Source organism: Methylobacter sp. (assembly GCF_030680395.1).
Lineage (GTDB): Bacteria > Pseudomonadota > Gammaproteobacteria > Methylococcales > Methylomonadaceae > Methylobacter_A.
In genome coordinates this window covers 25950-50348 of record NZ_JAUXVR010000003.1, presented here as the reverse complement: position 1 = coordinate 50348, position 24399 = coordinate 25950, and the positions used below count along the sequence as shown (strand labels likewise).

General features: G+C 48.2%; 24 protein-coding genes and 2 pseudogenes. 4 read left to right on the top strand and 22 right to left on the bottom strand.

The annotated features are described in order from the left end of the window. Nucleotides 1–1125 (top strand): IS4 family transposase (locus Q8L79_RS00490; RefSeq protein ID WP_305267065.1); only part of this gene is annotated, 1125 nt, incomplete at its 5' end. Between the two features lie 174 nt (nucleotides 1126–1299). Here the strand turns inward: Q8L79_RS00490 and Q8L79_RS00485 are convergent. From Q8L79_RS00485 to Q8L79_RS00440, 10 genes and pseudogenes are all read right to left on the bottom strand, one after another. Continuing rightward, on the bottom strand, nucleotides 1300–1524 hold the full coding sequence (locus Q8L79_RS00485; protein ID WP_305267064.1) for a hypothetical protein: 225 nt from the start codon (nucleotides 1522–1524) through the stop codon (nucleotides 1300–1302). 86 nt (nucleotides 1525–1610) lie between these two features. Beyond that, nucleotides 1611–1808: pseudogene (locus Q8L79_RS00480) on the bottom strand (IS3 family transposase); the annotation flags it as partial. A 71-nt stretch (nucleotides 1809–1879) separates the two neighbouring features. Beyond that, nucleotides 1880–2002: pseudogene (locus Q8L79_RS00475) on the bottom strand (ATP-binding protein); the annotation flags it as partial. Beyond that, nucleotides 1975–2250 (bottom strand): IS3 family transposase, encoded by a 276-nt coding sequence (locus Q8L79_RS00470; RefSeq protein WP_305267066.1) that lies wholly within the window; start codon nucleotides 2248–2250, stop codon nucleotides 1975–1977. The gene Q8L79_RS00470 and the pseudogene Q8L79_RS00475, both read right to left, overlap by 28 nt. Before the next feature lie 59 nt (nucleotides 2251–2309). Continuing rightward, on the bottom strand, nucleotides 2310–2612 hold the full coding sequence (locus Q8L79_RS00465; protein WP_305267063.1) for a transposase: 303 nt from the start codon (nucleotides 2610–2612) through the stop codon (nucleotides 2310–2312). Between the two features lie 304 nt (nucleotides 2613–2916). Next, complete coding sequence (locus tag Q8L79_RS00460; protein ID WP_305267062.1) at nucleotides 2917–3333, bottom strand: hypothetical protein; 417 nt, start codon at nucleotides 3331–3333, stop codon at nucleotides 2917–2919. Nucleotides 3334–3433: 100 nt separating this feature from the next. Then, nucleotides 3434–3730: an excalibur calcium-binding domain-containing protein gene (locus tag Q8L79_RS00455; RefSeq protein WP_305267061.1), complete on the bottom strand. Its 297-nt coding sequence runs from the start codon at nucleotides 3728–3730 to the stop codon at nucleotides 3434–3436. Between the two features lie 138 nt (nucleotides 3731–3868). Further along, on the bottom strand, nucleotides 3869–4549 hold the full coding sequence (locus Q8L79_RS00450) for a hypothetical protein (protein WP_305267059.1): 681 nt from the start codon (nucleotides 4547–4549) through the stop codon (nucleotides 3869–3871). An 89-nt stretch (nucleotides 4550–4638) separates the two neighbouring features. Next, complete coding sequence (locus Q8L79_RS00445) at nucleotides 4639–5025, bottom strand: hypothetical protein (protein ID WP_305267057.1); 387 nt, start codon at nucleotides 5023–5025, stop codon at nucleotides 4639–4641. A gap of 125 nt (nucleotides 5026–5150) precedes the next feature. Then, nucleotides 5151–5420, bottom strand: coding sequence for a DUF1488 domain-containing protein (locus Q8L79_RS00440; RefSeq protein WP_305267055.1), 270 nt, complete (start codon nucleotides 5418–5420; stop codon nucleotides 5151–5153). A gap of 1101 nt (nucleotides 5421–6521) precedes the next feature. Here Q8L79_RS00440 and Q8L79_RS00435 point away from each other — a divergent pair. Further along, nucleotides 6522–7496, top strand: coding sequence for an integron integrase (locus Q8L79_RS00435; RefSeq protein WP_305267053.1), 975 nt, complete (start codon nucleotides 6522–6524; stop codon nucleotides 7494–7496). Nucleotides 7497–7546: 50 nt separating this feature from the next. Here the strand turns inward: Q8L79_RS00435 and Q8L79_RS00430 are convergent, their stop codons facing one another. The 12 genes from Q8L79_RS00430 to Q8L79_RS00375 form a co-directional block, all read right to left on the bottom strand. Next, nucleotides 7547–7771: a FeoC-like transcriptional regulator gene (locus Q8L79_RS00430; protein WP_305267051.1), complete on the bottom strand. Its 225-nt coding sequence runs from the start codon at nucleotides 7769–7771 to the stop codon at nucleotides 7547–7549. After that, nucleotides 7758–10130, bottom strand: a complete 2373-nt coding sequence (gene feoB, locus Q8L79_RS00425) for a Fe(2+) transporter permease subunit FeoB (protein ID WP_305267049.1) — start codon at nucleotides 10128–10130, stop codon at nucleotides 7758–7760. The genes Q8L79_RS00430 and feoB overlap by 14 nt, the downstream gene beginning before the upstream one ends. Next, a complete protein-coding gene (locus tag Q8L79_RS00420; protein ID WP_027150383.1) occupies nucleotides 10130–10363 on the bottom strand; it encodes a FeoA family protein in 234 nt (77 codons plus the stop codon). Before Q8L79_RS00420 ends, feoB begins: the two co-directional genes overlap by 1 nt. Before the next feature lie 418 nt (nucleotides 10364–10781). Then, the gene (locus tag Q8L79_RS00415; protein ID WP_305267047.1) at nucleotides 10782–11162 is read right to left on the bottom strand and encodes a hypothetical protein; all 381 of its coding nucleotides are present in this window, start codon (nucleotides 11160–11162) and stop codon (nucleotides 10782–10784) included. Nucleotides 11163–11164: 2 nt separating this feature from the next. Next, nucleotides 11165–13705, bottom strand: coding sequence for a cytochrome c oxidase subunit I (ctaD, locus tag Q8L79_RS00410; RefSeq protein WP_305267046.1), 2541 nt, complete (start codon nucleotides 13703–13705; stop codon nucleotides 11165–11167). Continuing rightward, nucleotides 13705–14760 (bottom strand): sodium:calcium antiporter, encoded by a 1056-nt coding sequence (locus tag Q8L79_RS00405; RefSeq protein WP_305267045.1) that lies wholly within the window; start codon nucleotides 14758–14760, stop codon nucleotides 13705–13707. Before Q8L79_RS00405 ends, ctaD begins: the two co-directional genes overlap by 1 nt. 5 nt (nucleotides 14761–14765) lie before the next feature. Further along, nucleotides 14766–15749 (bottom strand): c-type cytochrome, encoded by a 984-nt coding sequence (locus Q8L79_RS00400; RefSeq protein ID WP_305267044.1) that lies wholly within the window; start codon nucleotides 15747–15749, stop codon nucleotides 14766–14768. Continuing rightward, the gene (locus tag Q8L79_RS00395) at nucleotides 15746–16897 is read right to left on the bottom strand and encodes a c-type cytochrome (RefSeq protein WP_305267042.1); all 1152 of its coding nucleotides are present in this window, start codon (nucleotides 16895–16897) and stop codon (nucleotides 15746–15748) included. The genes Q8L79_RS00400 and Q8L79_RS00395 overlap by 4 nt, the downstream gene beginning before the upstream one ends. Next, nucleotides 16882–17544: a cytochrome c oxidase assembly protein gene (locus tag Q8L79_RS00390; RefSeq protein ID WP_305267040.1), complete on the bottom strand. Its 663-nt coding sequence runs from the start codon at nucleotides 17542–17544 to the stop codon at nucleotides 16882–16884. The genes Q8L79_RS00395 and Q8L79_RS00390 overlap by 16 nt, the downstream gene beginning before the upstream one ends. A gap of 645 nt (nucleotides 17545–18189) precedes the next feature. Continuing rightward, complete coding sequence (locus Q8L79_RS00385) at nucleotides 18190–18690, bottom strand: MgtC/SapB family protein (protein ID WP_305267038.1); 501 nt, start codon at nucleotides 18688–18690, stop codon at nucleotides 18190–18192. 302 nt (nucleotides 18691–18992) lie between these two features. After that, nucleotides 18993–19307, bottom strand: coding sequence for an H-NS histone family protein (locus Q8L79_RS00380; protein WP_305267036.1), 315 nt, complete (start codon nucleotides 19305–19307; stop codon nucleotides 18993–18995). A gap of 83 nt (nucleotides 19308–19390) precedes the next feature. Then, a complete protein-coding gene (locus Q8L79_RS00375) occupies nucleotides 19391–20155 on the bottom strand; it encodes a DUF2914 domain-containing protein (protein ID WP_305267034.1) in 765 nt (254 codons plus the stop codon). Between the two features lie 155 nt (nucleotides 20156–20310). Here Q8L79_RS00375 and Q8L79_RS00370 point away from each other — a divergent pair, with 155 nt between their 5' ends. Then, the gene (locus Q8L79_RS00370) at nucleotides 20311–23139 is read left to right on the top strand and encodes a 2-oxoglutarate dehydrogenase E1 component (RefSeq protein WP_305267032.1); all 2829 of its coding nucleotides are present in this window, start codon (nucleotides 20311–20313) and stop codon (nucleotides 23137–23139) included. Nucleotide 23140: 1 nt separating this feature from the next. Continuing rightward, nucleotides 23141–24397 (top strand): 2-oxoglutarate dehydrogenase complex dihydrolipoyllysine-residue succinyltransferase, encoded by a 1257-nt coding sequence (odhB, locus tag Q8L79_RS00365; RefSeq protein WP_305267030.1) that lies wholly within the window; start codon nucleotides 23141–23143, stop codon nucleotides 24395–24397. The last annotated feature ends 2 nt before the right edge of the window (nucleotides 24398–24399 follow it).

The window sequence follows — 24399 nt, the reverse complement described above, 5'->3', positions numbered from 1 at the left end:
TTAATGATTGCGGTCGGAGCCGGCTTGACCGGCGCATCCGTGTCGATTACGACACTGGGTCGGGCGATTTCCGGGCCTACGTTTATCAAACATAAAATCAAGCGCTTGGATCGCTTAGTTGGGAATCGTCACCTAAAATCTGACCGCATCGCTTTATATGGCGCCATGGCCCGGTTTTTGTTGAAATCTCTTCCTTTGCCCCTGATTATTATTGACTGGTCGCCGTTAACTGACGATCAAAGCCAACAGCTCCTTCGCGCCTCGCTCCCCGTAGGTGGGCGTGCTATTACTTTGTATGAGGAAGTCCATCCTTGTAACAAATTAGGTAACTGTCACATACAACATCAATTTCTGGCGCACTTAAAACAACTATTCCCGCCATACGTCACGCCTATTGTGGTAGCCGACTCCGGGTTTCGCACGCCTTTTTTTCGCGAGGTGGAACACTTGCACTGGCATTGGCTGGGACGGATTCGCAATCGGGATTTCATCGCTTTTACAGAGCGTTCCGATGACGGGTTTGCAGCTAAGTTACTCTACGCTAAAGCCACCCGCAAACCCAAGTTGCTTGGCTTGGCACATTGGGTGCGCCGCAATCCGTTGTCAGGACAACTGGTAACTTTTTTCCGTACAGCCCAAGGCCGCAAGCACCTGACAGTTCAAAAGCAACCAGCCAAATCCAAGCACAGCCGTCAGCAGGCCAAACGTGAGAAAGAGCCGTGGTTACTGGTTGTATCTCCGTCCTTGGAGGCCTACTCGGCGATCCGAATTGTGGACTATTACCGAACTCGAATGCAAATCGAGGAAGGCTTTCGCGATACCAAGAGCCATCATTACGGATTGGATTTAACACGCGAAAGCAGGATTCAAGCCGAACGCAGGGCTAATCTTTTGCTGATCGCAGCGCTTATCATCTTTGCACTTTGGCTGGTTGGCCTCAGCCTAAAGGGCACCGCTACTGAACGACAGATCAAGGTTAATAGCGGTACAAAACGTTCGCCGTTTTCGCTAATTTTTTTCGGAAAAATCGCCTGTCGTTATGTTGTGTTTGAATTGCCCGATGATTATCTAAAACTGGCGCAGGTGCTGTTAGTCGGCTATTTTGAAAAATTGGAGAAAGGATAAATCGTGGGGATACCTCAGAATCTGACCCCATTGATTATGGTAGTTGCAATGAGCATTAGAACTGCTCCGATGAGTTGAAGCATAACGACCCCCTATTTTGGCGAGGCATAACGTAAAGTTGAGGGGCGCCGCGCTTTTGCGGCGTCCCGCTCGAACGCAGGGTTAGCCACGTGCTCACTTCGCAACCTGATTATGGAAGTTGTAAAGAAAGTCTGTTTCACCGCTGTAGTACCTGAGCGACGCATTGAGGTCACTGAAGATTCCAAAATATTTACGACCGTCAATTTTTGTGCAGTAAATGTTCACGCGCTTGGTCTTACCGATTTCCGCGCTCACACCGCCGGAATACTCTGCTCTTTTTGTTGCATCATCACCGCTGTACGGACCATTAATATCCACGCCATAAGTTCTTAGCAGAAAGTCAGTTGGTATTTAGAGCTGAAGCCATCCCCGATTGATGTGTCAACACTTTTCCGGACACAAAGTTAGGCAGACTTTAGCTGCATTTCGTAGTCCACTGGCGACAAATAGTTATTGGCTGAATGAAGTCGTTCACGGTTATAAAACACCTCGATATATTCAAATATATCCTGTTTAGCCTCAGCTCTAGTTTGATAGCACTGATGATGAACCTGTTCTGTTTTCAGGGTATGAAAGAAGCTTTCTGAGACGGCATTATCCCAGCTGTCCGGCGTCAACTATCCTGTCCGGGTGACGACAATTACCTTGGCCGGTTTTAGTGAAAAATTTTTGATTATTGTTTTAAGTTCTGTTTTTTTCGATAACTGTCTCCTTCTAATTCAATAATGGTTGCATGATGAATAATGCGATCTATAGCCGCAACGGTCATCATGGTGTCTGGAAAGATCTGATCCCAGTACCCCCTGCGTCAGAATAGTTGTCGCCGAACACCAAACCCGCGACTTCCATTAACCGGCCAATACGACGACGACTGACCTGCCGATCCCGCTTGATTAAGGCTTCCTTGAGCCGACGCGTTCCATAGTTTTTTCGACTCTTTTTGAACAGGGTCTTAATAACCTCAACCAGCTCGGCATCGTCTTTTTCAATGGCTGTCTGAGGACGCTCTAGCCAAGCATAGTAAGCGCTACGAGAAAGACTCATGAACCGACACATCGATTTAACCGAAAATTGGCTCTCATGTTGTTTGATCCAGGCGTACTTCACCGTTGCTCCTTGGCAAAGTACGCCGCTGCTTTTTTTAACAGATCACGTTCCTCTATTAACCGGGCGTTTTCCTTCTTTAGCCGCTTCAATTCTTCATATAGATGCTCATCGGTTCGCACGACTTTGTTGGGCTCCTTTGGCTGACTATATTTGTTGATCCAGGTATGTAGCGTATTGGGATTAACACCTAAGTCCCTGGCTGTCTGGGTGATAGGCTGATTTGAACCTATCGCCAGTTTCACGGAGGATTCTCTAAATTCGGCGCTATATATTTTTATTTTTTGTTTTTCTTGATCCATTTTTGACACTCTCTCTAATTTCAGATTATTTTAGATTGTGTGTCCGGTTTAGTGTAGCCACTTTAGTTCTGAGCTGGCAACATACTCTGTTGTTTCCGATGTATCAGACAGTAGTTCTTGTTGGTGGTGGGTTCGGTATTTTTGGTTGCCATACCAGCCGAACCCTAAAACAAGGAGTATTACAATAATTCTATTCATGCGCAGCTCTGGTTGATATTGGCTCTAACGTAGAGCTAACCGGGCGCGGCCCGGAAAGCTGAATAAACAAAACCTCACTGTAACCGCGCTCCGGTTGAGCGCCATGTTAGAGCACATATTTTCCGCCCAAGTCTGCAATGAGAGAATAGATACTCTGACGGAGACTTGGTAAGAAGCTTTGATCGATATTGAACCCTCCCGACAGGACTGTAGGTATGCCATCGGGTCTTTCGCTTTCGAGCGCATAGGTGCCGACAATACCGCCGAGTGACTGCATTGCCAAGTTAATCTGGATATCTGGCTCAGCACTAGCAAGGACTGCGGTGCTTGATTTCCCTACCGACTCGTACATGGCACCAATCTCGTTTGCGAAACGCTCAAGATCACCCAATTGAAGCCAAGCTTCAAAGTCACCACTAAAGCCATTGGTTCCGACCAGCACTTGGACGCGGACCCAATCTTCATCGTCCACCATTCGTCTTGGACGTAGTTCAATCTGCAGGCCTTGGGCATGGAGTTTCATGTGCTCTAACTGTAGAGCTAACCGGGCGCGGCACGGAAAGCTGAAAAACAAAACCGCATTATAGCCGCGCTCCGGTTGAGCGCCATGTTAGAGCTGGCCATTATTGACACCATTGCCGCTCGCAAGGAATACCATCGTTGTTACCGTCCATTTTAGTGCCAAGACAGTTGTTTATAAAAAATGTTGCTTCCTCGCACGAAGTCATTTGAGAACAATGGGTTCTACCATCACACTTGAACTGAGAACTGTTTGATGGGACATCAGGTTCTGAACTGGCAACATACTCCGTTGTTGTTTCCGATGTATCAGATAGCAGTTCCTGTTGGTGGGTTCGGTATTTTTGGTTGCCATACCAGCCCAACCCTAAAACAACAAGTATTACAATAATTCTATTCATGCGCCGCTCTGGTTGATATTAGCTCTAACGCTACGGTAAGGGGCGCGCCGCTCACTGGGCTCTAGCGAAGCCACCGAACCTTGATAAAAAACGAACTTCAAAACCGCCAACGGGCGGCGCGTCCCTTTGACCGAACTGTTAGGCTAAATTAAAGCCTTTTTTACACGCTGCTATCACTGCTTCGTAATGTACTTGGTGTTTAATAGAAATTTGTGCTGGATGATAAGTATCAATAAAAACAATAGAGTCGTGTTTTGTATAATGGGCATGTTCAATATCTTTCTTTATGTTTTCATCAGTTATACCTAAGTCAGCGTTTAATAAGTACATATTAAATCCACAACAAATAATGACATGTGGTTTGAATACTCTGATTTGCTCAAGTATTAGATGCTTTGATTTTTTGTACGCATCAGCAATCATAGACCCATTAGCTCGGGCTCCCCCTGGAATTTTCTTCAAATTGATATACGCAATAGATTCAAGTACACGGTTTTCAATTTTGTCCACTTTCGGAAGTGACTCCCATTCGGTAAAACCATTCAACATTCCATACGACACACGCAACGGTAAAGAGAAAGTTCTTTTCCATTGGCGATAACCTTTAAAATTACCATTAGATAAGAATTCTCGGAGATCCCAACCCCCTTCATCTTTTTCATCGTTAGGCTCTTTCAAAATCCATAACACCCTATATGGGGCTGATATGTAAGTTTTGAGATTTACAATTCCATCACGAACTGGCTTGTTTCCTAAGGCATCCGGTTGCATATCAGTAAAAAGTTTTTCTATTTCTAATATGTCTACTTCGTTAATCATGGTTTGAATTCTCTTAATGGATGTGGATAGTGCAATACATTACTTAAAGATAACCGAGCGCCCCCCCCGTGTGATTACAATATCTACCCTTAGTTATTTTCATCAAATAAGTTATCCAGTTCATTTTTTGATGTGGCGTAGTGAAAATCACTTTTCCACAAGGCCATGCTCTGTTCAAATTCGAAGAATTTTGAAATTAACAACCGATTTTCGATAGCCATTAGACTTTTATCGAGATACACCAGTGGCCTATTTTCCTTCTTCAAGAATAGCACTCTACCTCTCGGAATTTCCTGATATTCAACACCAGCGAGACACGGAAATTCCCGCAACCACTGACGATTTATGTCCCAGACATCAACATGATTTTCATGGCTGTCAATGATTCCTGGAACGCCCTCTATTCCAGCCTCTACACTCCCAGCTTTACCGATGACAGTGCGGTTGTGTACCCAAAAAACGCCAATTTTTGCCATGTGGATTCAATTTTAGAGTGCAATAGATGGAACAGCCTAACGTAGAGCTAACCGGGCGCGGCACGGGAAGCTAAAAAACAAAACCGCAATATTACCGCGCTCCGGTTGAGCGCCATGTTATGTGGCTATACATCCTGTGACCGGATTAGGTACTCACCGTGAGCATCAACCTGTCCTTTGTTAATGAGCTTTCTAGCGACATCCTCTATAACGAATTGGTTGTCAGAAAATGCTTGATCGACTGTTTTCGATTGGTCTGCTCCGTAGTGGTCTTCGAGTGCTTCTCTTGAGATGTGGCATGGAGTTTTCTTTCCATCTACTGTGGCCTCGAACGACATACTGTCTTGTTCCGGGTTCCACGTATATTTTCCGGTAAAGTTGATTGTTTTCGGCATCTTTATATTCCTCTTGTGTAAATAATCTGACAGGCACATAACGTAGAAATAAAGGGGCGCGGTGCTTTGGATGAAGATTAAGCATAGATTATGTCCGCGTTCCCGTTGATTGTTATGTTAGACACTTTTTAACGACTAACGCGAAATAATATGGCGTTAGAAATCGAATTAATTAGGACTGGGCAACATGTTGCCATGCTGCCCAGGACTTAAATCAGGTGAGTGGCATTACCGAAAACCAAAGAATCAGGATTTGCGCAATCTTGATTAATTTGTCAACAGTAATTTTCACCTTTAGCGTTAGCTCTATCATTGGGTTTGTACCAAATTTAGAGCGAATGCCGAGTACCCAGCACTCGCAAATAATGGAGTGTTGGTTGGTGGCTACGAGGTCTTTTCATGGTTTACGTCCAAGAACGACTTGCCCCTCTTGACCACCTTCCACAGAGTAGCTAGCTCTGCGAGGTTTCCCGTACGGCACTCCGGCCAGAGTGTTTTGTTTGTGGCGATGAACCCACATTCATCTAGCCGCACGGATTACCAATTCTTTGTGTCTAACGTAGAGCTAACCGGGCGCGGCCCGGAAAGCTGAAAAAAACAAAACCGCATTATAACCGCGCTCCGGTTGAGCGCCGGGTTAGGGAGATGGGCGGACATTGTTACAAGCGGCGGCGTTGTAGTTGTATGACATTAGATTGCATACGTCTTGGATATACGTAGATTTCGTTTGGTATGCACCCCAGATGGTGTCGCCCTGATACAGAACCACAAAGATCAATAGGCAATAGAAACCCACGCGGAGCAATTTCCATTGTGATGATAGAAACGCTGCTTTCTGCCACCACCACCAAGATAGCCCCAGCAGTAACAGGTGTGCCGCTAATTGTAGCCAATCGGAGAGCGTCAGTTGTTTGAGAATAAGCGAGTACAAGATTTCTCCTTGGAATGAGGTGATGGATGGTGGAGCAATGTAATCTCCCTAACGTTAAGTAGACACCTTTTTAGGTGTATATTAAATTTAAATTGCCGGTGTATAATGCCGCTTCGGCAATCCGTTAGGCTGGATTCTATAGTAATTACATTATTGATAGCAACCTTTTTATGCCAAATACAAATACACCTCCTAAACTGCTTGACCAAGTGCGTGACCGCATTCGGGTCAAGCACTACAGCATCCGTACAGAAACGCAATATGTGCAATGGGTCAAACGGTTTATTTTGTTTCATAACAAACGTCATCCCCAAGAAATGGGGGCTGAGCAGGTGGAGGCGTTTTTAACGCATTTGGCGGTGGATGGACAGGTATCGGCTTCGACGCAGAATCAAGCTTTATCGGCGCTACTGTTTTTGTATAAGGAGGTGTTGGCGATAGATTTGCCGTGGCTGAACAATGTGGTGCGGGCTAAGCAACCACAGCGCTTGCCGGTAGTGCTTACGCGCTCTGAGGTGCAGGAGGTGCTGGCGCGGATTAAAGGTATGTATGGGCTGATGGCGAATATGCTGTACGGAACAGGGATGCGCTTGATGGAATGCGTGCGCTTGCGGGTTAAGGATGTGGATTTTGAACGGGGCGAGATTTTAATCCGTGACGGCAAGGGCGGTAAGGACAGGGTAACGATGTTGCCGTCTTCGGTGGTGACAGGATTGCAATCGCATTTGGAACAGCGGCGGACATTGTTTGATGACGACAAACGTATCGGTAAGACGGATGTTTTTTTGCCGGACGCGTTGGCGCGAAAATATCCGAATGCGGCAACAGAATGGTGCTGGCAGTATATTTTTCCTTCCCGCAGCTATTCGGTCGACCCACGCAGCGGCGCGGATCGCCGCCATCATATTGACGAGAAATTATTGCAAAGGGCGATGAAAAAAGCGGTGCAAGCTGCGGGGATTGCTAAACCGGCCACACCGCATACCTTGCGGCATTCATTTGCGACACATCTGCTGGAAGCGGGTTATGACATCCGCATGGTGCAGGAATTGTTGGGGCATAGCGATGTCTCCACAACAATGATTTATACCCATGTATTGAATAAAGGCGGCAGGGGCGTGTTGAGCCCATTGGATCAACTATAGACTCGGCGTTTTGGTAACCGTTAAGCGAATATAGAGTATTTCATGTGGTTTTACTCATCAACCCATTCATAAATCTCAGTCAAAGCCGTATCGCACTTGCAGCAACTGGTGCCGCAAGAAGCCGTCATAGGCAGTTTACGCACCTTGCCTTTGCTGATCCATTTGTCCAGCATGCCCCGCAAGGCATCGGCATCCATGTCGAAATGAATAATTAAATCCGCTAAGGCAATGCGGTGTTGTTCCTTTAAATAAGTTCTCAAATCAGACAGGATCACTTAAAGACTCCCTGCTTTGTTTTACGGCGGTTGCATCGGCATTTTTGCCGAGTAACCACAGTCCGAACAATACGGCCAAAAACGCAAAGATTAGTCCGGTTATCCAAACCAAAGAATAGTCGGGATGCCGGCTATAGGTCATCGATTGATAAAAAATCGTTGCGGTCATGTAGGCAATGCCGGTTGTCCAGAACACCACAAACAGTGTCCAGTTCATGTTGGTTTCCCGGTAGATTGCAGCGGTTGCCGCAACGCAGGGAGCGTACAGCAAAATAAACAACAAATAGGCGAAAGCCCCGGCTTTGCCGTCAAAACTTTGCTGCATGGCGGCAAAGGTACCGGCATTGACTTCCTGCTCGCTGGCTGCCGCGGTCACATCATCGACGGTGCCGATATTCAGGCCCAATGGGTCTAACAAATTGTCTGCAACGTCTTGCAGGTTTTTAGGCACGGTTAAACAGGCGTCAATTAAAGCCTGTTCAAGATTGAACGGCGCTTTTTCGACGCTTGCGTCTGTCACCGCAAGCTGGCTGTATAAGGCATCCAGCGTTCCGACCACCGCTTCTTTGGCTAAAACGCCGGTAAAAATACCTACCGTTGCAGGCCAGTTGTCTTTTTCTATGCCCATCGGTTTAAACGCCGGTGTCAGGCCGCGGCCAATCTCGCTTAATACCGATTTATTGCTGTTTTCCTGTCCAAAGGTGCCATCCGTACCCAGTGCATTAAGAAAGTTCAGCACTAATACCATCGGCACGATGACTTTACCTGCATTGAACAAGAACGACTTGAGCCGGTCCCAAGTTCTGATAAAAACGCCGCGCACGGTCGGCATGTGATAGGCGGGCAGTTCCATAATAAAGGGGGCCGATTCGCCTTTAAACAGGGTATGGCGCATGATCAAGCCGGTCAATACTGCGATTGCAATGCCCAATAAATACAAACCGAACACCAGATTCTGGCCGCCGACCGGAAAAAATGCGGCGGCAAATAAGGCGTAAACCGGCAATCTGGCGCCGCAGGACATGAACGGATTCATCAGATTGGTCAATATCCTGTCGCGCTGACTTTCCAGTGTGCGCGTCGCCATAATCGCCGGAACATTGCAGCCGAAACCGACGATCATCGGCACGAAGGATTTGCCCGGCAAACCGATCATGCGCATGAACCTGTCCATCACGAAAGCCGCCCTGGACATGTAGCCGGAGTCTTCCAACGCCGACAGGAACATAAACAAAAAGCCGACAATAGGAATAAAGGTCGCGACGACCTGAATGCCGCCGCCTACGCCATTGGTGATTAATACAATCAGCCATTGCGGCCAATTCAGGTCAGTAAGCATTAAACTTAGGCCATCGATCAATAAAGCGCCCACGGATTGATCGAAAAAATCGACGAAAGCGCTACCGATATTGATGGTAAACATGAACATCGCATACATGACTAACAGGAAAATCGGGATGCCCAAAAAGCGATTCAATACGATGTTGTCTATTTTGTCGGTCGTATGGCGACCCACTTCGGTTAGTTTGCAGACGGCGCCATTGGTTAATTCGTTGACGAATCCATAGCGGGCATCTGCCGCAAGAATGTCTATTTCATCATCCGTTTCCGCTTCTACCCTGCGCTGTAATTGGGCAGCTGTCTGTAGGGGCGAATTAATTCGCCCTTGGGCGACTGAAGTCTCGCCTACAAATTGTTTGGCCAGCGTATCGTCTTCAAGCAAGCGAACGGCCAGCCAGCGCAGGTCGCAATGATGTTGTTGTGCGGTCTCAAGCAATAACGGTGAAATGTCATTAATGGCTTGCTCCAGCGCGGGGGTATAGCTGATTTTTACTGAAGGTATCGGCTTGGTGATAGCGGCACTGTTAATTGCGGCCTTTAATGTGCCGAGACCGCCCTTGACTGAGGCGGTAATCGGGATAACCGGACAGCCTAAAAACTGCTCAAGAAAAGCAACATCAATTTTGATGCCGCGTTGCTTGACGGCATCCATCATATTGAGCACTAAAATCATTGGCACCCGCATCTCGATCAGTTGCGAGGTCAGATACAAATTTCGTTCCAAATTAGAAGCATCGACAATGTTAATAATTAAATCGGCCTGCTTGGAGGCGACATAATCACGGGCGACTTTTTCGTCCAGGGAAACCTGATCATCCGCAGCTTCTAAAGAATAGGTGCCGGGTAGATCGACTAATTCGATCAGTTTATGATCGAAGCCGTATTCACCGGTTTTTTTCTCGACCGTAACGCCGGGCCAATTACCGACATGCTGTCTGGCGCCGGTCAGCGCATTAAATAATGTCGTCTTGCCACAATTTGGATTACCAACAACGCCAACCGTAAAATCAGTTTTCATCAGAGTTTCTCTATCAACAATATTGCCGCTTCATCCTTACGCAGGGTTAATGAAAATCCACGCAGTTTAATTTCAACCGGGTCTCCCATCGGTGCAAAACGGGTAACGCTAAACTCGGTCCCAGGCGTCAAGCCCATAGCCAGCAAGCGTTTGCGATAAGCCTTACCCGACTGTTCAAAGCCGACTATCTTTCCTAAATCACCCACAGCCAAGTTTTTTAAGCTTATCGTCATAAATTAACCATTGAAATAAAGTGCATTAAAAATCAACCGCTCCAAAAGTTATCAACAATCATTCTCATTAAGATAACTATATCATAATAATACGTGATTCCCGTATTTTTAAATGGGTGTTTTTATAGGCGGGAAAAAAGAGCGGCGCGTAAGGCAATTGCACCTTGTTTTTAAACTTAAAGGCGCCGGGGAGAGGAATATTGCACTAATGGCAATTAAATTTTTTATGAATACGCCGTGTAACACGGCGGTTTAAAAAATGTTAACGCGGGATGAGTAAAAACCGAAAATGGGGAATAAGCTTCGTTTGATTGTTGCTTGATCTACGAAAAAACGATATTGGCAAGAAAATGTGCAGGGTATCAGGCCTGCGCACCCAAGATTTCAGATAAAATCAGCGCGAATCTCTTCCAGTGCTTTATACGACTGAAGCGCATGCAGGCAGAAAAAACAAAGCGATCCCCGACCATAAAACGCCGAAAAAAGATAATAACGCCAGCAAGCGCATAATTCCCGAGAAAAACTCTTTCGTGCTTTCCTGCCTGACCTGCTTTCTATCCAGACGTTGCAAAATATCGGGCTTGAGGATTAACAACAATAACGCCAGCAGCGCCACAACGGTTATAACAATAACAGAGATCTCTACCCAAAAGTCGGCGCGGTTTCCGAGCGTGACGCAGGCAATATGTTGAACCCCGTACACAACGGCAAAATGCAATACCCAAATAAAAGGACCGGCTAGAGAGAGCAGCGCTATGCCTATAAACTTTTCAGAAAATACTTGCTTTGATGTCGTCATAATTAAATCATTCTCGGGAAGCCGTGAATTATCAAAAGACCGGCAAGTGCTTGAATCACTGTGTAATAAGCCAGCAAATTGGTATTTTCCAAGCTGGCAAAACGTACTTGGTCGAGCTTGCCGGTAAAATGCCGCGCGATCACAAACAGCGACATAATCAGCACGGCAAAAACCAGCTCGCCGTCTAAAACACCGGCCATATAGACTAATGCACCATAGCTTGATTCTGTAGGGCGAAGGCCCGTTTGCCACTGGCACCAAAGCTCCAGGTACACTGCAAACACGCTCAATAGCGCGCCGAGCAATACCAATAGCGGTGTCAATAAACTTTTTTCACCCGGTTCAGGGAGCGTTCCCTTTGCCACAGCAAAAAATGCAGCGCTGGCAATAAACAACAATCCACTAACAACAGGCCACTGCAAGCTGGGCAAATCAGCAGCATCGGCGGGCCAGACTCCGGGCGACACTGTCCAGGTGTAAAGATAAGAAAACAAATAAGCGAAATAAAGCGAACCTGCAACGAGCATCAGGATAACCATTGCCCACCAGCCGTGACCGACCGGGCCGGTGACATAAACCGGAAGCTTAAGCCCTGCCCCAATATCGATCGGGCCTTTGGCAGGACCTTTATCCAGTTCCCACGCCCAGACCAGGAAGCAGACAATAGCCAGTACGCCGCAAACAAGCGCCGGCACAACCACCTTGATAGTCAGCAAAAGAAAACAGGCGGCGATAAAGACGGCGGCGAAAAAATGCATCCAGCCAGGCCCCAGCATTTGAATGACATATTGCGGCTTGGCTTCAATGGCGGAGGTGACAATAGTCTCGCGTCCGCCGGTAGGCGCATTGGGCAAATAATGTTCACCCGCCTCGACCTGCTCAGACAGATTGGGCTGATCCCATAGTGGTTCGCGGCTGGTTACATAGGGAATGGAGCGGGTGGAGTACACATCCGTAGGCAGCCATTCAAGGGTTCCTGCTTTCCAGGGGTTGCTCATGCCGTGCTGCCCAACCCGAAAATTGCGCATCAGGTCTATGATAAAAACCAGAACTCCGGCGCCGATGATATAAGCGCCCACCGTTGATACAAAATTATAAGGCCCCCATCCCGACGCCTCCGAATACGTCCATACACGGCGCGGCATACCGATTAGACCGGTAATATGCATGTGAAAAAAAGTCACATTAAAACCGATAAATATCAGCCAGAAAGACCATTTTCCGAGCCGCTCGGACAGCATTCGCGTACTGACCATGGGGGCCCAATAATAAAAGGTGGCGAACAGCGGAAAAACCATGCCGCCGACCAATACATAATGCAGATGGGCAACGATAAAGTAGGTATCGTGTGCCTGCCAGTCGAACGGCACCATCGCGACCATTACGCCGGTCAGCCCGCCGACCGTAAAAATAAACAGCATGCCCAGCACGAACAACGAAGGTGTGTTCAACTGAAACCGGCCTTTGGCCGAGGCGATGGTAGCGATCCAGGCAAAAACCTGGATACCGGACGGCACGGCTACGGCCATGCTCGTCGCAGAAAAAAAGGCCAGACTGAGGGAGGGAATGCCGGTAGCGAACATATGGTGCACCCACAAGCCGAAACTGAAAAAGCCGGTGGCAATCAGCGCGACGACAATCAGTTTGTAACCTACCAGCGGTGTGCGCGCCATGGTTGGCACGATCATCGAGACCAGCCCGGCCGCAGGCAGGAAGATAATATACACTTCCGGATGGCCGAAAAACCAGAACAAATGTTGCCATAATAAGGGATCGCCACCGCCTGCGGCAGTAAAAAACGGCCAGCCGAAAGAGCGTTCGATCTCCAAATACATCGTTGCCAGAATCACCGCCGGAAACGCCACCACAATCATGCCTGCGAAAACCAACATGGACCAACCGAAAATAGGCAGCTTATCCAGCGACATCCCCGGCGGCCGGGTCCGTAAAATGCCGACAATAATCTCAATCGCCCCGGCGATGGCCGATATTTCAATAAAGCCTATGCCTAAAAGCCAGAAATCGGCGTTATCGCCTGGAGAATATTCTGTCAATGTTAGAGGTGGATACATAAACCAGCCGCCTTTGGGCGCCAGGTCATAAAAGATAGTACTGAAAAATACCCCCCCGCCAATGATGTACGCCCAGATAGCAAACGCGCTCAATCGCGGAAAAGGCAAATCCCTGGCAGCCAACATTTGCGGCAGCAGTAACACTCCCAAAGCCTCCATGGCCGGCACCGCGAACAGGAACATCATGGTGGTGCCGTGTACCGTAAAAAGCTGGTTGTATAAATCCTGGCTGACCAGATGATTCTCCGGTACGGCAAGTTGCGTACGCATCACTAAAGCGACCAAACCGGCGAGAACAAAAAAAACAAAGGCGGCGCCAAGATAAAGCAAGCCCACCGTTGTGTTGTTGACCGCTGTGAACCACCGCCATCCCGTCGGTTGCGCCCAAATGCGCAGCAGTTGTTCCTCTTCACCTTCGGGCCTCGGTAAAGAATTAGGTAGAGCGGCTTCTTGTTCGGTTATTTTTTTCACTAACTCCCCCTCATCGAATAAAGCAAAATCATGCCGCCTGTATAAACGATAAGAACCGCCGCTGAGTCCACGCCCATACGCCAAATTGTCCGGTCGGCGCGTTCTATCAGCCCCATTAAAAAAAATCCGGTGACGGCTAAACCCAGCAGCGTACCGATTGCGGAAAAATCGCCGATGTTAGATAACACCGGTTCTCCGGGAGCTATCATGTCAACGCCGAATATCAGTGCCACGTTGAAAGGATTGGTGCCCAAAATCCCGGATATGGCCATGGTATAGAGGCCTCGGCGTACACTGGCAAACACCATACTCGCTTCCGGCAACGATGTTGCGGCTGACATCAAGGCAAATCCGACAAATGACTCCCCTAATCTGCTTTGCCGGGCAATGGCATCTCCGACAGTCGCCAAGGTATAACCCGCAAACAGGATGACCAGAGCACTGATGACTATTTTCGAGATCAGCCAAACCGAACTGTCGCCTTCAAGAGACCGCGCGTTCTTTCCTCTCTCGCTACTGCCAAACTCCATATCGTCGGGATTGTTGATAACCCACGGTAGGCGCTGCTCGGCTTTACTGATTTTGATAAAACTGTATGCGGAAGCCGCGAATATTCCCCACGACCAAACCCCGGCACCTAAAAAAGGAACGTCGCCGACGATAATCGCCATGGCGACAAAAGTTAACAGGCAAATATTAAAGGCTCCTTGCAGCATGACTATAGGATTAGGAACCACTGAAGTCAAAGCCCGTTCGCCGAAAAAAAAGTCGGCGACAGCCAGTACCGCCACCTGCATTGCAATACCGCCGAGCATATTGTTGACGGCCAGCGGAGCATGATTGGCGTGAGCCGCAGTAAAACTGGTCGCAATTTCCGGTAGTGAAGTAAGTCCTGCGAGCAGCAACAACCCGAGCAGCGCATGACTAAAATTAAAGCGCTCAGCCAGTTCATCGGCGTAGACAGTGATTTTGGTGCCTGCGATCCAAACAGCACAAGCCGCCGCTGCAAAGATCAACAGGTTAACAGCCAGACTACTTCCATCAATATTAAGCATCGCGCTTACTCCAGGCTGTTCAGGTAAACCGATAAGGACTGAAGCTCGCTTTCAGAAAAAATATCGAAAGGCGGCATCAAATTTTCCGGTTTAATTGTTTGGTGCTGACTAATCCATTTGGCAAAGCCTTCCGTCGTGTTCGGCAAAATACCGGCGCCGAGCGACAGCCTGCTGCCGGCATGAGTCAAATCCGGCCCTATCCTTCCATCCGCCTGAGTGCCGCGAACCGTATGACAGCCGCCGCATCCGCTGGATAAAAACAGCTGTTCGCCTTGATTATCAATCGCTGGTTTCGCGTTCGCCCGCTCCTTGGCGAGCCAGGCGTCATAATCGGAAGGCGTCATCGCCACGGTATAAAATGACATCAGCGCATGGGCGCCGCCGCAATATTCCGCGCATTGCCCAGTCACAATGCCGGGCTTATCGGCCATAAAATGCAGGGTATTGATCCGCCCCGGAATCATGTCGACCTTGCCCGCATAAGCGGGTATCCAGAAGCTGTGAATCACATCCGCCGTCGATAACTCGATTTTAATAGGGCGTCCTGTAGGAATTCGCAGCTCATTGGCGCTTTCCGTAGTCTGTCCATCGTCGTGCCGATAGATAATCCGCCACCACCATTGCTCGCCTACCACCGAAATATGCACCGGATTTTCGGCCTGCACCAACGTTCCCCCGGCTTTCAAAACCAAAAAACCGTAAATCAGCAGTGCGGTTAAGGTAACTACCGGAAAAACAATCCCGCCCAGAATAATGCTTTTTTTACCGGTGAGTTTGTGACGCCAATTGGCAGGACCGGCTATTGAAATCAACGTCAATACGCATATTAAAGCTGTTATCAAAGCGGCTCCAATAAACATGATCCAGATCAGCAGTGTAATGCGCGATGAAACCGGCCCCAGACCGGAAAATGCCGATTGCCCGCCATCACAGCCCGCTATAACCAGCAAAGCCACAGCGCAAAACATTTTTTTGATGGCATGGCTCATTGTCGCAAGCCCTCCCCTGCTTTGTGCCCAACTTGTTCCGCCGATGGCTGACTCGCGAAGAATACCGCTGCGGCTTCTGCCTGTTGCTCGGTCAAACGTTTTGCAATGGTGGTCATAATCGCGCCGTGCGGCGTTTTTGTGCGGCCGCCTCTCTGCAAAAGCTGCAATTGCTGCCTGAGGTACTGCTCAGATTGACCGTCCAGACGAGGATAATCCGGACGTTTATTAGCGCCATGACACGACAGGCAAGCCGGAATCTTGCGCGATCGGTCGCCCTGTTCAGCCAGTTGGCGACCCGGCTCAAGTTTTGGCGTAGATGGATTCCGGGCGGGGTTGCCAAGAGAAACCGTAAGGGATGCGTAATAGTCCGCCAACAGATTAATATGTTCATCATCGAGTTCGGCGGCAATAGGTTCCATAAAACCGCTTTGTCGCAGATCGCTGTGATATTCCCGTAATGCCCTTTTTAGATAAGCTTTGTTCTGGCCGCCAATGCGGGGCACATAGGGGCTCATCGGCGGTGCATCGTCGGTATCATGGCAGCGGTTACACGCGGTGAGGTTAATCTTGGTCTTACCCTCACTGACAATCTCTCTAATTGAATAGTTTTGAGCTTCGCTATGGCCTCTCGCATACTGCCGATAATCCCCTGCCTCCATTAACGGCAGCACTTCCAAAAAGGCAACCACCGCCCAAACTTCATCATCACGATCCTGACCGCTCCAAGCCGGCATGCCAGTGAATTGAATACCATGACGCACAATCCAAAACAGTTGTTCGCGCGTCCACATTGGCGCATGAGTCTTCAGGTCTGGAGGCGGCGGCAGCATCTGATCATAAACGGGATTCAACGCTTGCCCCGGCGTCCTGTGACAGGTGGCACACCCTCCTTGAAAGTGTGCAGCCCCAAGCGGCACCAACTCGGCAAGATCAAGCACCGGCGCGTCAATAGTCATACTGTTGACAATGACCGAACGCCGCTTGCCCAGTGCAAAAAACCAATCCAGCCAATCCGGGTGCCCTGCGCTCGCCGCCACGCTGTAAATGCCGGAATATGCAATGGTTAGAACAAGCACAATCCCCGCGACAAAAAGCCCGAAAGCCCAAGGCAGAAGTTTACGCAAACGGCTTCTTACCGGCTCTGCCATGAGCTGTTTTCCGGTGCAACATCATTTTGCGAATCACACAGCGTCTGAAACCATCGGGAAATCAGCACAACTGCGGCGAGCACATAAGTAATGGGACAAACAGTAACCATCAGCAGTCCGGCCAACTGCTGGTCGGCGAGCTCAATAGTCATGGGCATATTAACGGCCGTCATGCCGTAAAGCACACGCGGCGCAAATATCAGTAATACGGCAATTAAACAAAACAGCTTGCCGGTCAACAACAGGGCAATGACCGCCCGCCATAAATATTCGCCGGTCTGATTAAATATTATGAGCCAAAACCATAAGGCGGAGAAAAGTAGGGTTACCTGCATCAGCAAGGCACCGGCATGCCCTTCCATCGCCAGGCCGATACCTGGCGGCGAATGCCATGCAAACAACAGAGCCGCTTGCAGGATGATAGCCGCGAACAGTGTTGAAACGCTAGCGGGTTTGGCGGACGAATAACGCAACTTTAGAAGCAAACTTGCTAAAACAGGTGCTGCGACGGTCATCAGCGCGATATGTATAATCATATGCCGCGAAAAAACACCTGCAATCTCGACATAGCAAAACGCCAACAATGCCAGCACGGCCAAGGCCGCCAATTCCATAAAGGCAAGTGATCTTAATAGATTAGTTTGCATTTGCAGTTTCTCCTGGCCGCACCCCAAGTGACATCTGCGGCAAAAGACTCTTGCCCATGCCGTGAGCACTCGAAAATATGTGACGTATATACAAGGTTGAATAGAGAATATGTCCGGCAGTTCCTTGCTGTCTGTACGGTATCGCACTGAACCTTAAACTCATCATGATGTAAAAAGCTTCGTTCTATCCCAAGGGCGTCGCTGGTATGGAAAGAAACCGTATCCGGGATGCAAGCGATCGTCAAAAACGTCAGTAAGTGTTGATTGATGGAAAGCTATAAGTAGTCAGTGCGCGATGAGCCCCGACAAAATCTCTGGACGCATTTTCTTGCCATGGGCGTGGGTCTTGGCTGATGAGTCGTTCGCCCACGGGGGATTATCAAAATCAGGCGATGGTATTTAACCATTATGATAAGCGGCGTTCCGGATGCTCGACGGCGAAAGCCTCGGCGCGGATTGGGAGAGTGCCATGGCAGGCAGGTGGCTGATCTTCAAACATACCCTGGAGCAAGATCGAAAACTACTGCGGGATAGAACCGCTACCAGGTTTAAGTCGAAGACTCCAGTAATTGCTTCACAAGTCCAGGGATTTGTTTGGCACTATACGACGCTTATAAGCGCTGGCTTATCCAATACCATTGGACTTCAGACGTCATTACTCGGGTCTTTGTCTTTGGCCTTTTGTTTTTTCTCGCGCTGATATTCAATTTGGCCAATGACCGCGAGAATGATCCATGTCAATACGACGCTCAATGCCGCCGTTCCCCAGCGCCCCATCCCTACAGCCACGCCGACAGCTGCGGTCAGCCAGATGCCTGCCGCTGTCGTTAGTCCTGTAATCTCACGTTCTTCACTCAACTTGAGAATGGCGCCGCCTCCGATAAAGCCGATGCCGGTAGCAAGCCCTTGAATCACGCGCGACAAATCGCTCGAAGACATCCCGAATTCTAAGGAAGTAACCACGAAGAGGGCCGAACCCAAAGCAACCAGCATATGCGTTCGCAATCCCGCAGGCTTGCCCAGGCGCTCACGCTGGATTCCTATTACTGCGCCTAACAGCGCAGCAGCTATCAACCGGATGGCTCCACGAACCATCTGCGGCGTGTCCGGTAGTCCGACGATGAGTTCTTTTAGAAAGTCATCCATTGTTAATCCTTTATTGTTCGATAAGGACTCAGTTTATTTCAGCACTTTAACGTGAAGCAAGGCTGCCGAACGTCGCAAACTGTTTCCTGCGAATCAATCGGTCATGACATCCTTAATTTGGCAATTGAACAGGCTGTTCAAATCATGAAAGCCCACCCTGAATCAGTTTATGATTCTATATGAGATCAAGCGTCAGATAATTTTTAACGACGGTTTACACGGAAATTTTTACGCCCTTGATGAAACGCATCGAGCCGGAGCTCTGCGGTTCATCGTGCGTATTGTTGGATAGATCGTAAGCCTTATACTTCAAACTCGGAGCGCTCATGTCCGGCGCTCAACAATTCCTGCATCCATTTTGGCGCCACTCCGCGACCTGTCCATGTTTTATTATGGTCATCAGGATGACGATATTTGATAGCAACTTTTGCGCCCTTACGAACAGACTTTTTCTCAGGCTCATGAATTTCCACAATGACATCAATAGAGGCTGCCAATTCTTTAATCTGCGCTATAACTTCTTTGCGTTTATTAGCCTGTTTATTTTTTAATGCTTTTTCTGCATTCTCAATAACAGCTTGCAATTCATGTTCAGAAAGATTTTGATATTCGGTCATTTTAATTCCTTAAGATTAGAAAACGTTATATTAACTATATCATTAATTTAATTATAAATATATTAGATATATAGCGTATAAAGTTATTCAACCTTAAAAAACTTTTCATTTAATAATTGGCCGTGCTCATCAATCAGTCTTACCGACCATTTACCATTTTCAGAGACAGTCAATAACTTGCGGCTTGATGTGCGCCAGGTATCGCCCGATATAATCAACTCCTGCTTGGAAACAATCACATCATTTTTCAGCCATTCGTGATAGACCTTGCTACCCTTCATTGATTTTAATTCAGTAAAATAATAGATCCAGGCCGGCTTTTTTCTGCTAACGTTTACAGCTCGGGCTATTTCTCCTACAGGTTCTTTATTATTAATATCGTAAGTTAACACTGCTCTTGTTACATGATGATTAACCTTTGAATACCCGATATCCTTAATAACTTTTTCAGTGGACTGCTTTTTTACAGCTGTCTTAACCGTAATGTCGGAAGCGGGTTTATTTTTCTTAGTGGCTTCTTTTGTCGGCTTAATTGGCAGGTTAGTTTTTGTAACCGCCTGCTTGGAACTATCCGGTTTTTTTATCTCGATTTCCTTAATTTCAACCTGCGGTGTTACCTTTTTTTCTATAGTATCAGCTACCACTACAGCAGTATTATCTGAATCGTTTTTTTGCGGATCATTATTAATAACATAAAATAACGCCGCTAAAATAAAAACCAGCACGCCGGCGGCAAGCAATATCCTTTTAACATTCCATTCTGTTATCATTTTTGGTTCAAATTTCTCTGTCGCTTTTCCAGATACCGGGTATTTAACTTTAATTACAATATTTCTGTTGTCTGTCATAAAATTATATCGACCATATTTTTAGATGAAAATAATTGATTGTCTTTCTTGGCTCAGCATCGCATATTTTAGTCAGCGAATGCGTTAAACCTTGGTAACATACTACTTAAGAGTTCAGACAAAGACAAAATCCTTACAGAATAAATTGGACATTCATGATGAGTAAGCTGCTTAAACTTTTTCAAGATTCTTCTTCTCTCTATGGTAGCAACGCCGGCTTTGTTGAGAACTTATATGAACGGTTTCTCGAGGACCCTGACTCGGTTGAATCCAGCTGGCAAAAAAGATTCAACGAAATTCACAACGGCGCTGATTTTGAGACACCCCACAGCCCTGTCGTAGAACGCTTTGCGCAGCTTGCGCTTAAATCTCAAGGTAGATTAGCCAAATTACAAGGATTTACCGAAGAAAGCGTCAAAAAGCAATCGGCAGTTGCCCGGCTTATTAATCATTACCGGGTCCGCGGCCATCAGATTGCAGCCAATAACCCATTGGGCAGAACCTTGCCGCCGCCTCCCGATATGGATCCCGCTTATTACGGTCTCTCCGAGCCTGATATGGATACCTTGTTCGATACCGGTGCGCTTTATGGTGGCGATCGACTGCCTTTACGCGACATTATTGCCAATCTGCAAGAAATTTACTGCGGCAGCATCGGCTCTGAATACATGCACATAGTCGATACCCATATCAGGCGCTGGATAATAAACCGTTTGGAAAGCTCTAAAGCCAACTTGGAGCTGGAACCTGAAAAAAAACTCTGGACGCTTAAGCTATTGACTGCGGCGGAAGGCATAGAAAGCCATTTACATAATCGGTTTGTCGGTCAAAAACGTTTTTCTCTGGAAGGCGGCGAATCGCTGATCCCGATTCTGGATGAATTAACTCAAGGATTTGGCGAAAAAGGCGTTAATGAGATTGTGATCGGCATGGCTCACCGAGGCCGGTTAAATGTGCTGGTCAATATTTTAGGCAAAAGCCCGGCCAGCCTGTTTAATGAGTTTGCCGGTACATCGCCGCTTTCGCCGGGTGTCGGTACCGGCGATGTGAAATATCACATGGGCTTTTCGTCCGACATCAGTACGCCCGGCGGTCCGGTGCATATAACGCTGGCATTCAACCCGTCGCATCTGGAGATCATCAACCCGGTTGTCGAAGGTTCGGTTAAAGCCCGTCAGGACCGAGCAGGAATAAACGGCAAAAATACGGTAATCCCCATTTTAATCCACGGCGATGCGGCCTTTTCCGGACAAGGCATCGTCATGGAAACCTTGAACATGTCGCAAACCCGCGCTTTTTATACCGGCGGAACCGTCCATATCGTCATCAACAATCAAATCGGTTTTACCACCAGTAACCCGCTGGACGCGCGCTCCACGCTTTATTGCACCGATGTGGCCAGCATGATCCAGGCGCCGGTTTTTCATGTCAACGGCGATGATCCTGACGCCGTTATCTTTGTAACCAAACTGGCAATGGACTACCGGATGACTTTTAATAAAGATGTAGTCATCGACCTTATTTGCTATCGCAGGCTTGGACATAATGAAGCCGATGAGCCTTCGACGACCCAACCCTTGATGTATAAAAAAATCCGCAAACTTAAGTCTACGCGGAAACTTTACGCCGAAAAACTGATTAAAACCGGGCTTATCACTGTTGAACAAGCGACAGAGTTGGAACAAAATTACCAAAAACTGCTGGAAGCCGGTGAAGTTGTTTCCAGACCGATCCTGTCCGATGGTCCCTATCCGTACACCAATCAATGGAACAAATTTCTGGGCAGCGACTGGAAAGCACCCTGCAACACCTCGGTTTCCATGGATCGTCTGCGCTTTTGCAGCGATAGAATGCAGCGGCTGCCGACCGGTTTTGAAATGCACCCCAGAGTCGCCAAAGTCATGGATAACCGCCGTAAAATGGCGGCCGGAGCAATGCCGCTGGACTGGGGTTTTGCCGAAAACATGGCCTACGCGACGCTATTGATGGAAAAGCATAATGTTCGCTTGACCGGGCAGGATGTCGGTCGCGGCACCTTTGTACATCGCCATGCTGTTTTGCATAATCAACTCCATAATAAAACCTATACGCCGCTTAAACACCTGGACAAAGATCAGGGCAATACGCAGATTTTCGACTCCCTGCTGTCCGAAGCAGGCGTGTTAGGTTTTGAATACGGCTACAGCACGACGATGCCGAACACTCTGGTTATCTGGGAAGCGCAATTCGGCGACTTTGCCAATGGCGCGCAAGTGGTTATCGACCAATTTATCAGTTCCGGCGAAACCAAATGGGGGCGCATGTGCAATCTGGTGATGCTGTTGCCGCACGGCTTTGAAGGCCAAGGGCCGGAACACTCCTCCGCCCGATTGGAACGCTATCTGCAACTGTGCGCCGAACATAATATACAGGTTTGCAGTCCGACTACGCCGGCGCAAATATTTCATTTGTTGCGCCGCCAAATGCTGCGTTCGTATCGGAAACCGTTGATAGTTATGAGTCCCAAGAGTTTGCTGCGCCATAAGCTTGCGATTTCCACACTGGAAGATTTAACCGACGGTCAATTCCTGCCCGTCATCGGCGAGCAGGACGACATCAATCCCAAAAAAGTGACCCGCCTGGTCATGTGTGCAGGCAAAGTCTATTACGATCTGCTGGAAGCACGGCGCCAGGATGACCTTAAGCACGTCGCTATTGCCCGCATAGAACAGCTCTACCCTTTTCCCGATGAATTATTTAAAGCGGAAGTCGGCAGATACCCGCAGCTTAAAGAGTTCATCTGGTGTCAGGAAGAACCCCAAAATCAAGGTGCCTGGTATCAATCCCGACATCACTTTTCCGACAACATCGGTTCCCGGATCAGCATGACCTATGCCGGTCGAGAAGCATCGGCAGCGCCTGCTGTCGGCAATTTCCGTGTCCATATAGAACAACAAAAAGCAGTCGTTCAATCGGCCCTTTACGGCAAACTTTCAGGAAAATAACATGAGCATTGAAATCATCGTTCCCAACCTACCCGAATCCGTTTCAGATGCAACGCTGATCACTTGGCATAAGCAGCCCGGCGACACTGTTATTAAAAACGAAAACCTCGTCGATCTTGAAACAGACAAAGTTGTACTGGAAGTTCCTGCGCCGGAATCCGGCATCCTTGGCAAAATCCTCAAGGAAGACGGTTCCATTGTTGTCGGTGGAGATGTACTGGCTTTGCTGGAACCTCAAGCCGTAGAAGAAGGCCCAAAAACAGCGGCGACCAGCCCTGAACCTGAGGATGAGGAAGAATCGGGTATTCCGCTAAGCCCATCGGTACGCCGGTTAATTGCTGAAAATACGCTGGACCCTTCCGTTATCAAAGGTTCCGGAAAAGACGGCCGCCTGACTAAAACCGATGTGCTTGACTACCTGCATAAAAAAACCCTGCAAGAAGCTCAGCTGATAGTTCCGGCCGCCAAAGCCGAGCCGGAAGCCCCCAAAGAAGCTGAAAAAACCGTTGCGCCTTATGCGCCAAAGGTAGAAGCCGAAAGCAGGGGGATTTCAAATCTACGGCCGGAACAGCGCGTCCCGATGACCCGGCTAAGAGCCAAAGTTGCCGAACGCCTGTTACAGGCGCAGCAAAATGCGGCGATGCTGACTACCTTTAATGAGGTCAACATGCAAAACGTGATTGATCTTCGCAACCAATACAAAGAACGCTTTGAAAAAAAGCACCACGTCAAACTGGGCTTTATGTCGTTCTTTGTTAAGGCTTCTATTGAGGCTTTAAAGCGCTTTCCGGCCATTAACGCCTCGATAGACGATAACGACATTATCTATCACGGCTACTATGACATCGGCATCGCGGTCAGCACCGAGCGCGGCCTGATCGTGCCGGTATTGCGCGATGCCGATCAACTCGATTTTGCCGGCATCGAACAAAGCATCGTCGATTTCGGCGCAAAGACCCGATCCGGCACCTTGACTTATGATGACTTAAAAGGCGGTACGTTTACTATTACCAACGGCGGCATTTTCGGTTCGATGTTGTCCACACCGATACTCAATCCGCCGCAGTGCGCTATCTTGGGCATGCATGCCATTAAAGAGCGGCCTGTGGTTGAAAACGGACAGATTGTTATCAGGCCGATCATGTATCTGGCTTTATCGTATGATCATCGATTGGTTGACGGTCGCGAGGCCGTGCAATTTTTAGTCACTATCAAAGAATGCCTGGAAGCGCCCGCTCACCTATTGCTTAACATATAAGA

Coding starts and splice junctions, on each gene's coding strand:
- Q8L79_RS00385 (WP_305267038.1), bottom strand. CDS start 18,690: ATGGATGACTTTCTAAAAGAACTCATCGTCGGACTACCGGACACGCCG.
- Q8L79_RS00395 (WP_305267042.1), bottom strand. CDS start 16,897: ATGGCAGAGCCGGTAAGAAGCCGTTTGCGTAAACTTCTGCCTTGGGCT.
- Q8L79_RS00460 (WP_305267062.1), bottom strand. CDS start 3,333: ATGAAACTCCATGCCCAAGGCCTGCAGATTGAACTACGTCCAAGACGA.
- Q8L79_RS00440 (WP_305267055.1), bottom strand. CDS start 5,420: ATGCCGAAAACAATCAACTTTACCGGAAAATATACGTGGAACCCGGAA.
- Q8L79_RS00415 (WP_305267047.1), bottom strand. CDS start 11,162: ATGACGACATCAAAGCAAGTATTTTCTGAAAAGTTTATAGGCATAGCG.
- Q8L79_RS00445 (WP_305267057.1), bottom strand. CDS start 5,025: ATGGCAAAAATTGGCGTTTTTTGGGTACACAACCGCACTGTCATCGGT.
- Q8L79_RS00450 (WP_305267059.1), bottom strand. CDS start 4,549: ATGATTAACGAAGTAGACATATTAGAAATAGAAAAACTTTTTACTGAT.
- Q8L79_RS00470 (WP_305267066.1), bottom strand. CDS start 2,250: ATGAGTCTTTCTCGTAGCGCTTACTATGCTTGGCTAGAGCGTCCTCAG.
- Q8L79_RS00375 (WP_305267034.1), bottom strand. CDS start 20,155: ATGACAGACAACAGAAATATTGTAATTAAAGTTAAATACCCGGTATCT.
- odhB (WP_305267030.1), top strand. CDS start 23,141: ATGAGCATTGAAATCATCGTTCCCAACCTACCCGAATCCGTTTCAGAT.
- Q8L79_RS00400 (WP_305267044.1), bottom strand. CDS start 15,749: ATGAGCCATGCCATCAAAAAAATGTTTTGCGCTGTGGCTTTGCTGGTT.
- Q8L79_RS00405 (WP_305267045.1), bottom strand. CDS start 14,760: ATGCTTAATATTGATGGAAGTAGTCTGGCTGTTAACCTGTTGATCTTT.
- Q8L79_RS00390 (WP_305267040.1), bottom strand. CDS start 17,544: ATGCAAACTAATCTATTAAGATCACTTGCCTTTATGGAATTGGCGGCC.
- Q8L79_RS00370 (WP_305267032.1), top strand. CDS start 20,311: ATGATGAGTAAGCTGCTTAAACTTTTTCAAGATTCTTCTTCTCTCTAT.
- Q8L79_RS00455 (WP_305267061.1), bottom strand. CDS start 3,730: ATGAATAGAATTATTGTAATACTTGTTGTTTTAGGGTTGGGCTGGTAT.
- Q8L79_RS00380 (WP_305267036.1), bottom strand. CDS start 19,307: ATGACCGAATATCAAAATCTTTCTGAACATGAATTGCAAGCTGTTATT.
- Q8L79_RS00420 (WP_027150383.1), bottom strand. CDS start 10,363: ATGACGATAAGCTTAAAAAACTTGGCTGTGGGTGATTTAGGAAAGATA.
- Q8L79_RS00435 (WP_305267053.1), top strand. CDS start 6,522: ATGCCAAATACAAATACACCTCCTAAACTGCTTGACCAAGTGCGTGAC.
- feoB (WP_305267049.1), bottom strand. CDS start 10,130: ATGAAAACTGATTTTACGGTTGGCGTTGTTGGTAATCCAAATTGTGGC.
- Q8L79_RS00465 (WP_305267063.1), bottom strand. CDS start 2,612: ATGGATCAAGAAAAACAAAAAATAAAAATATATAGCGCCGAATTTAGA.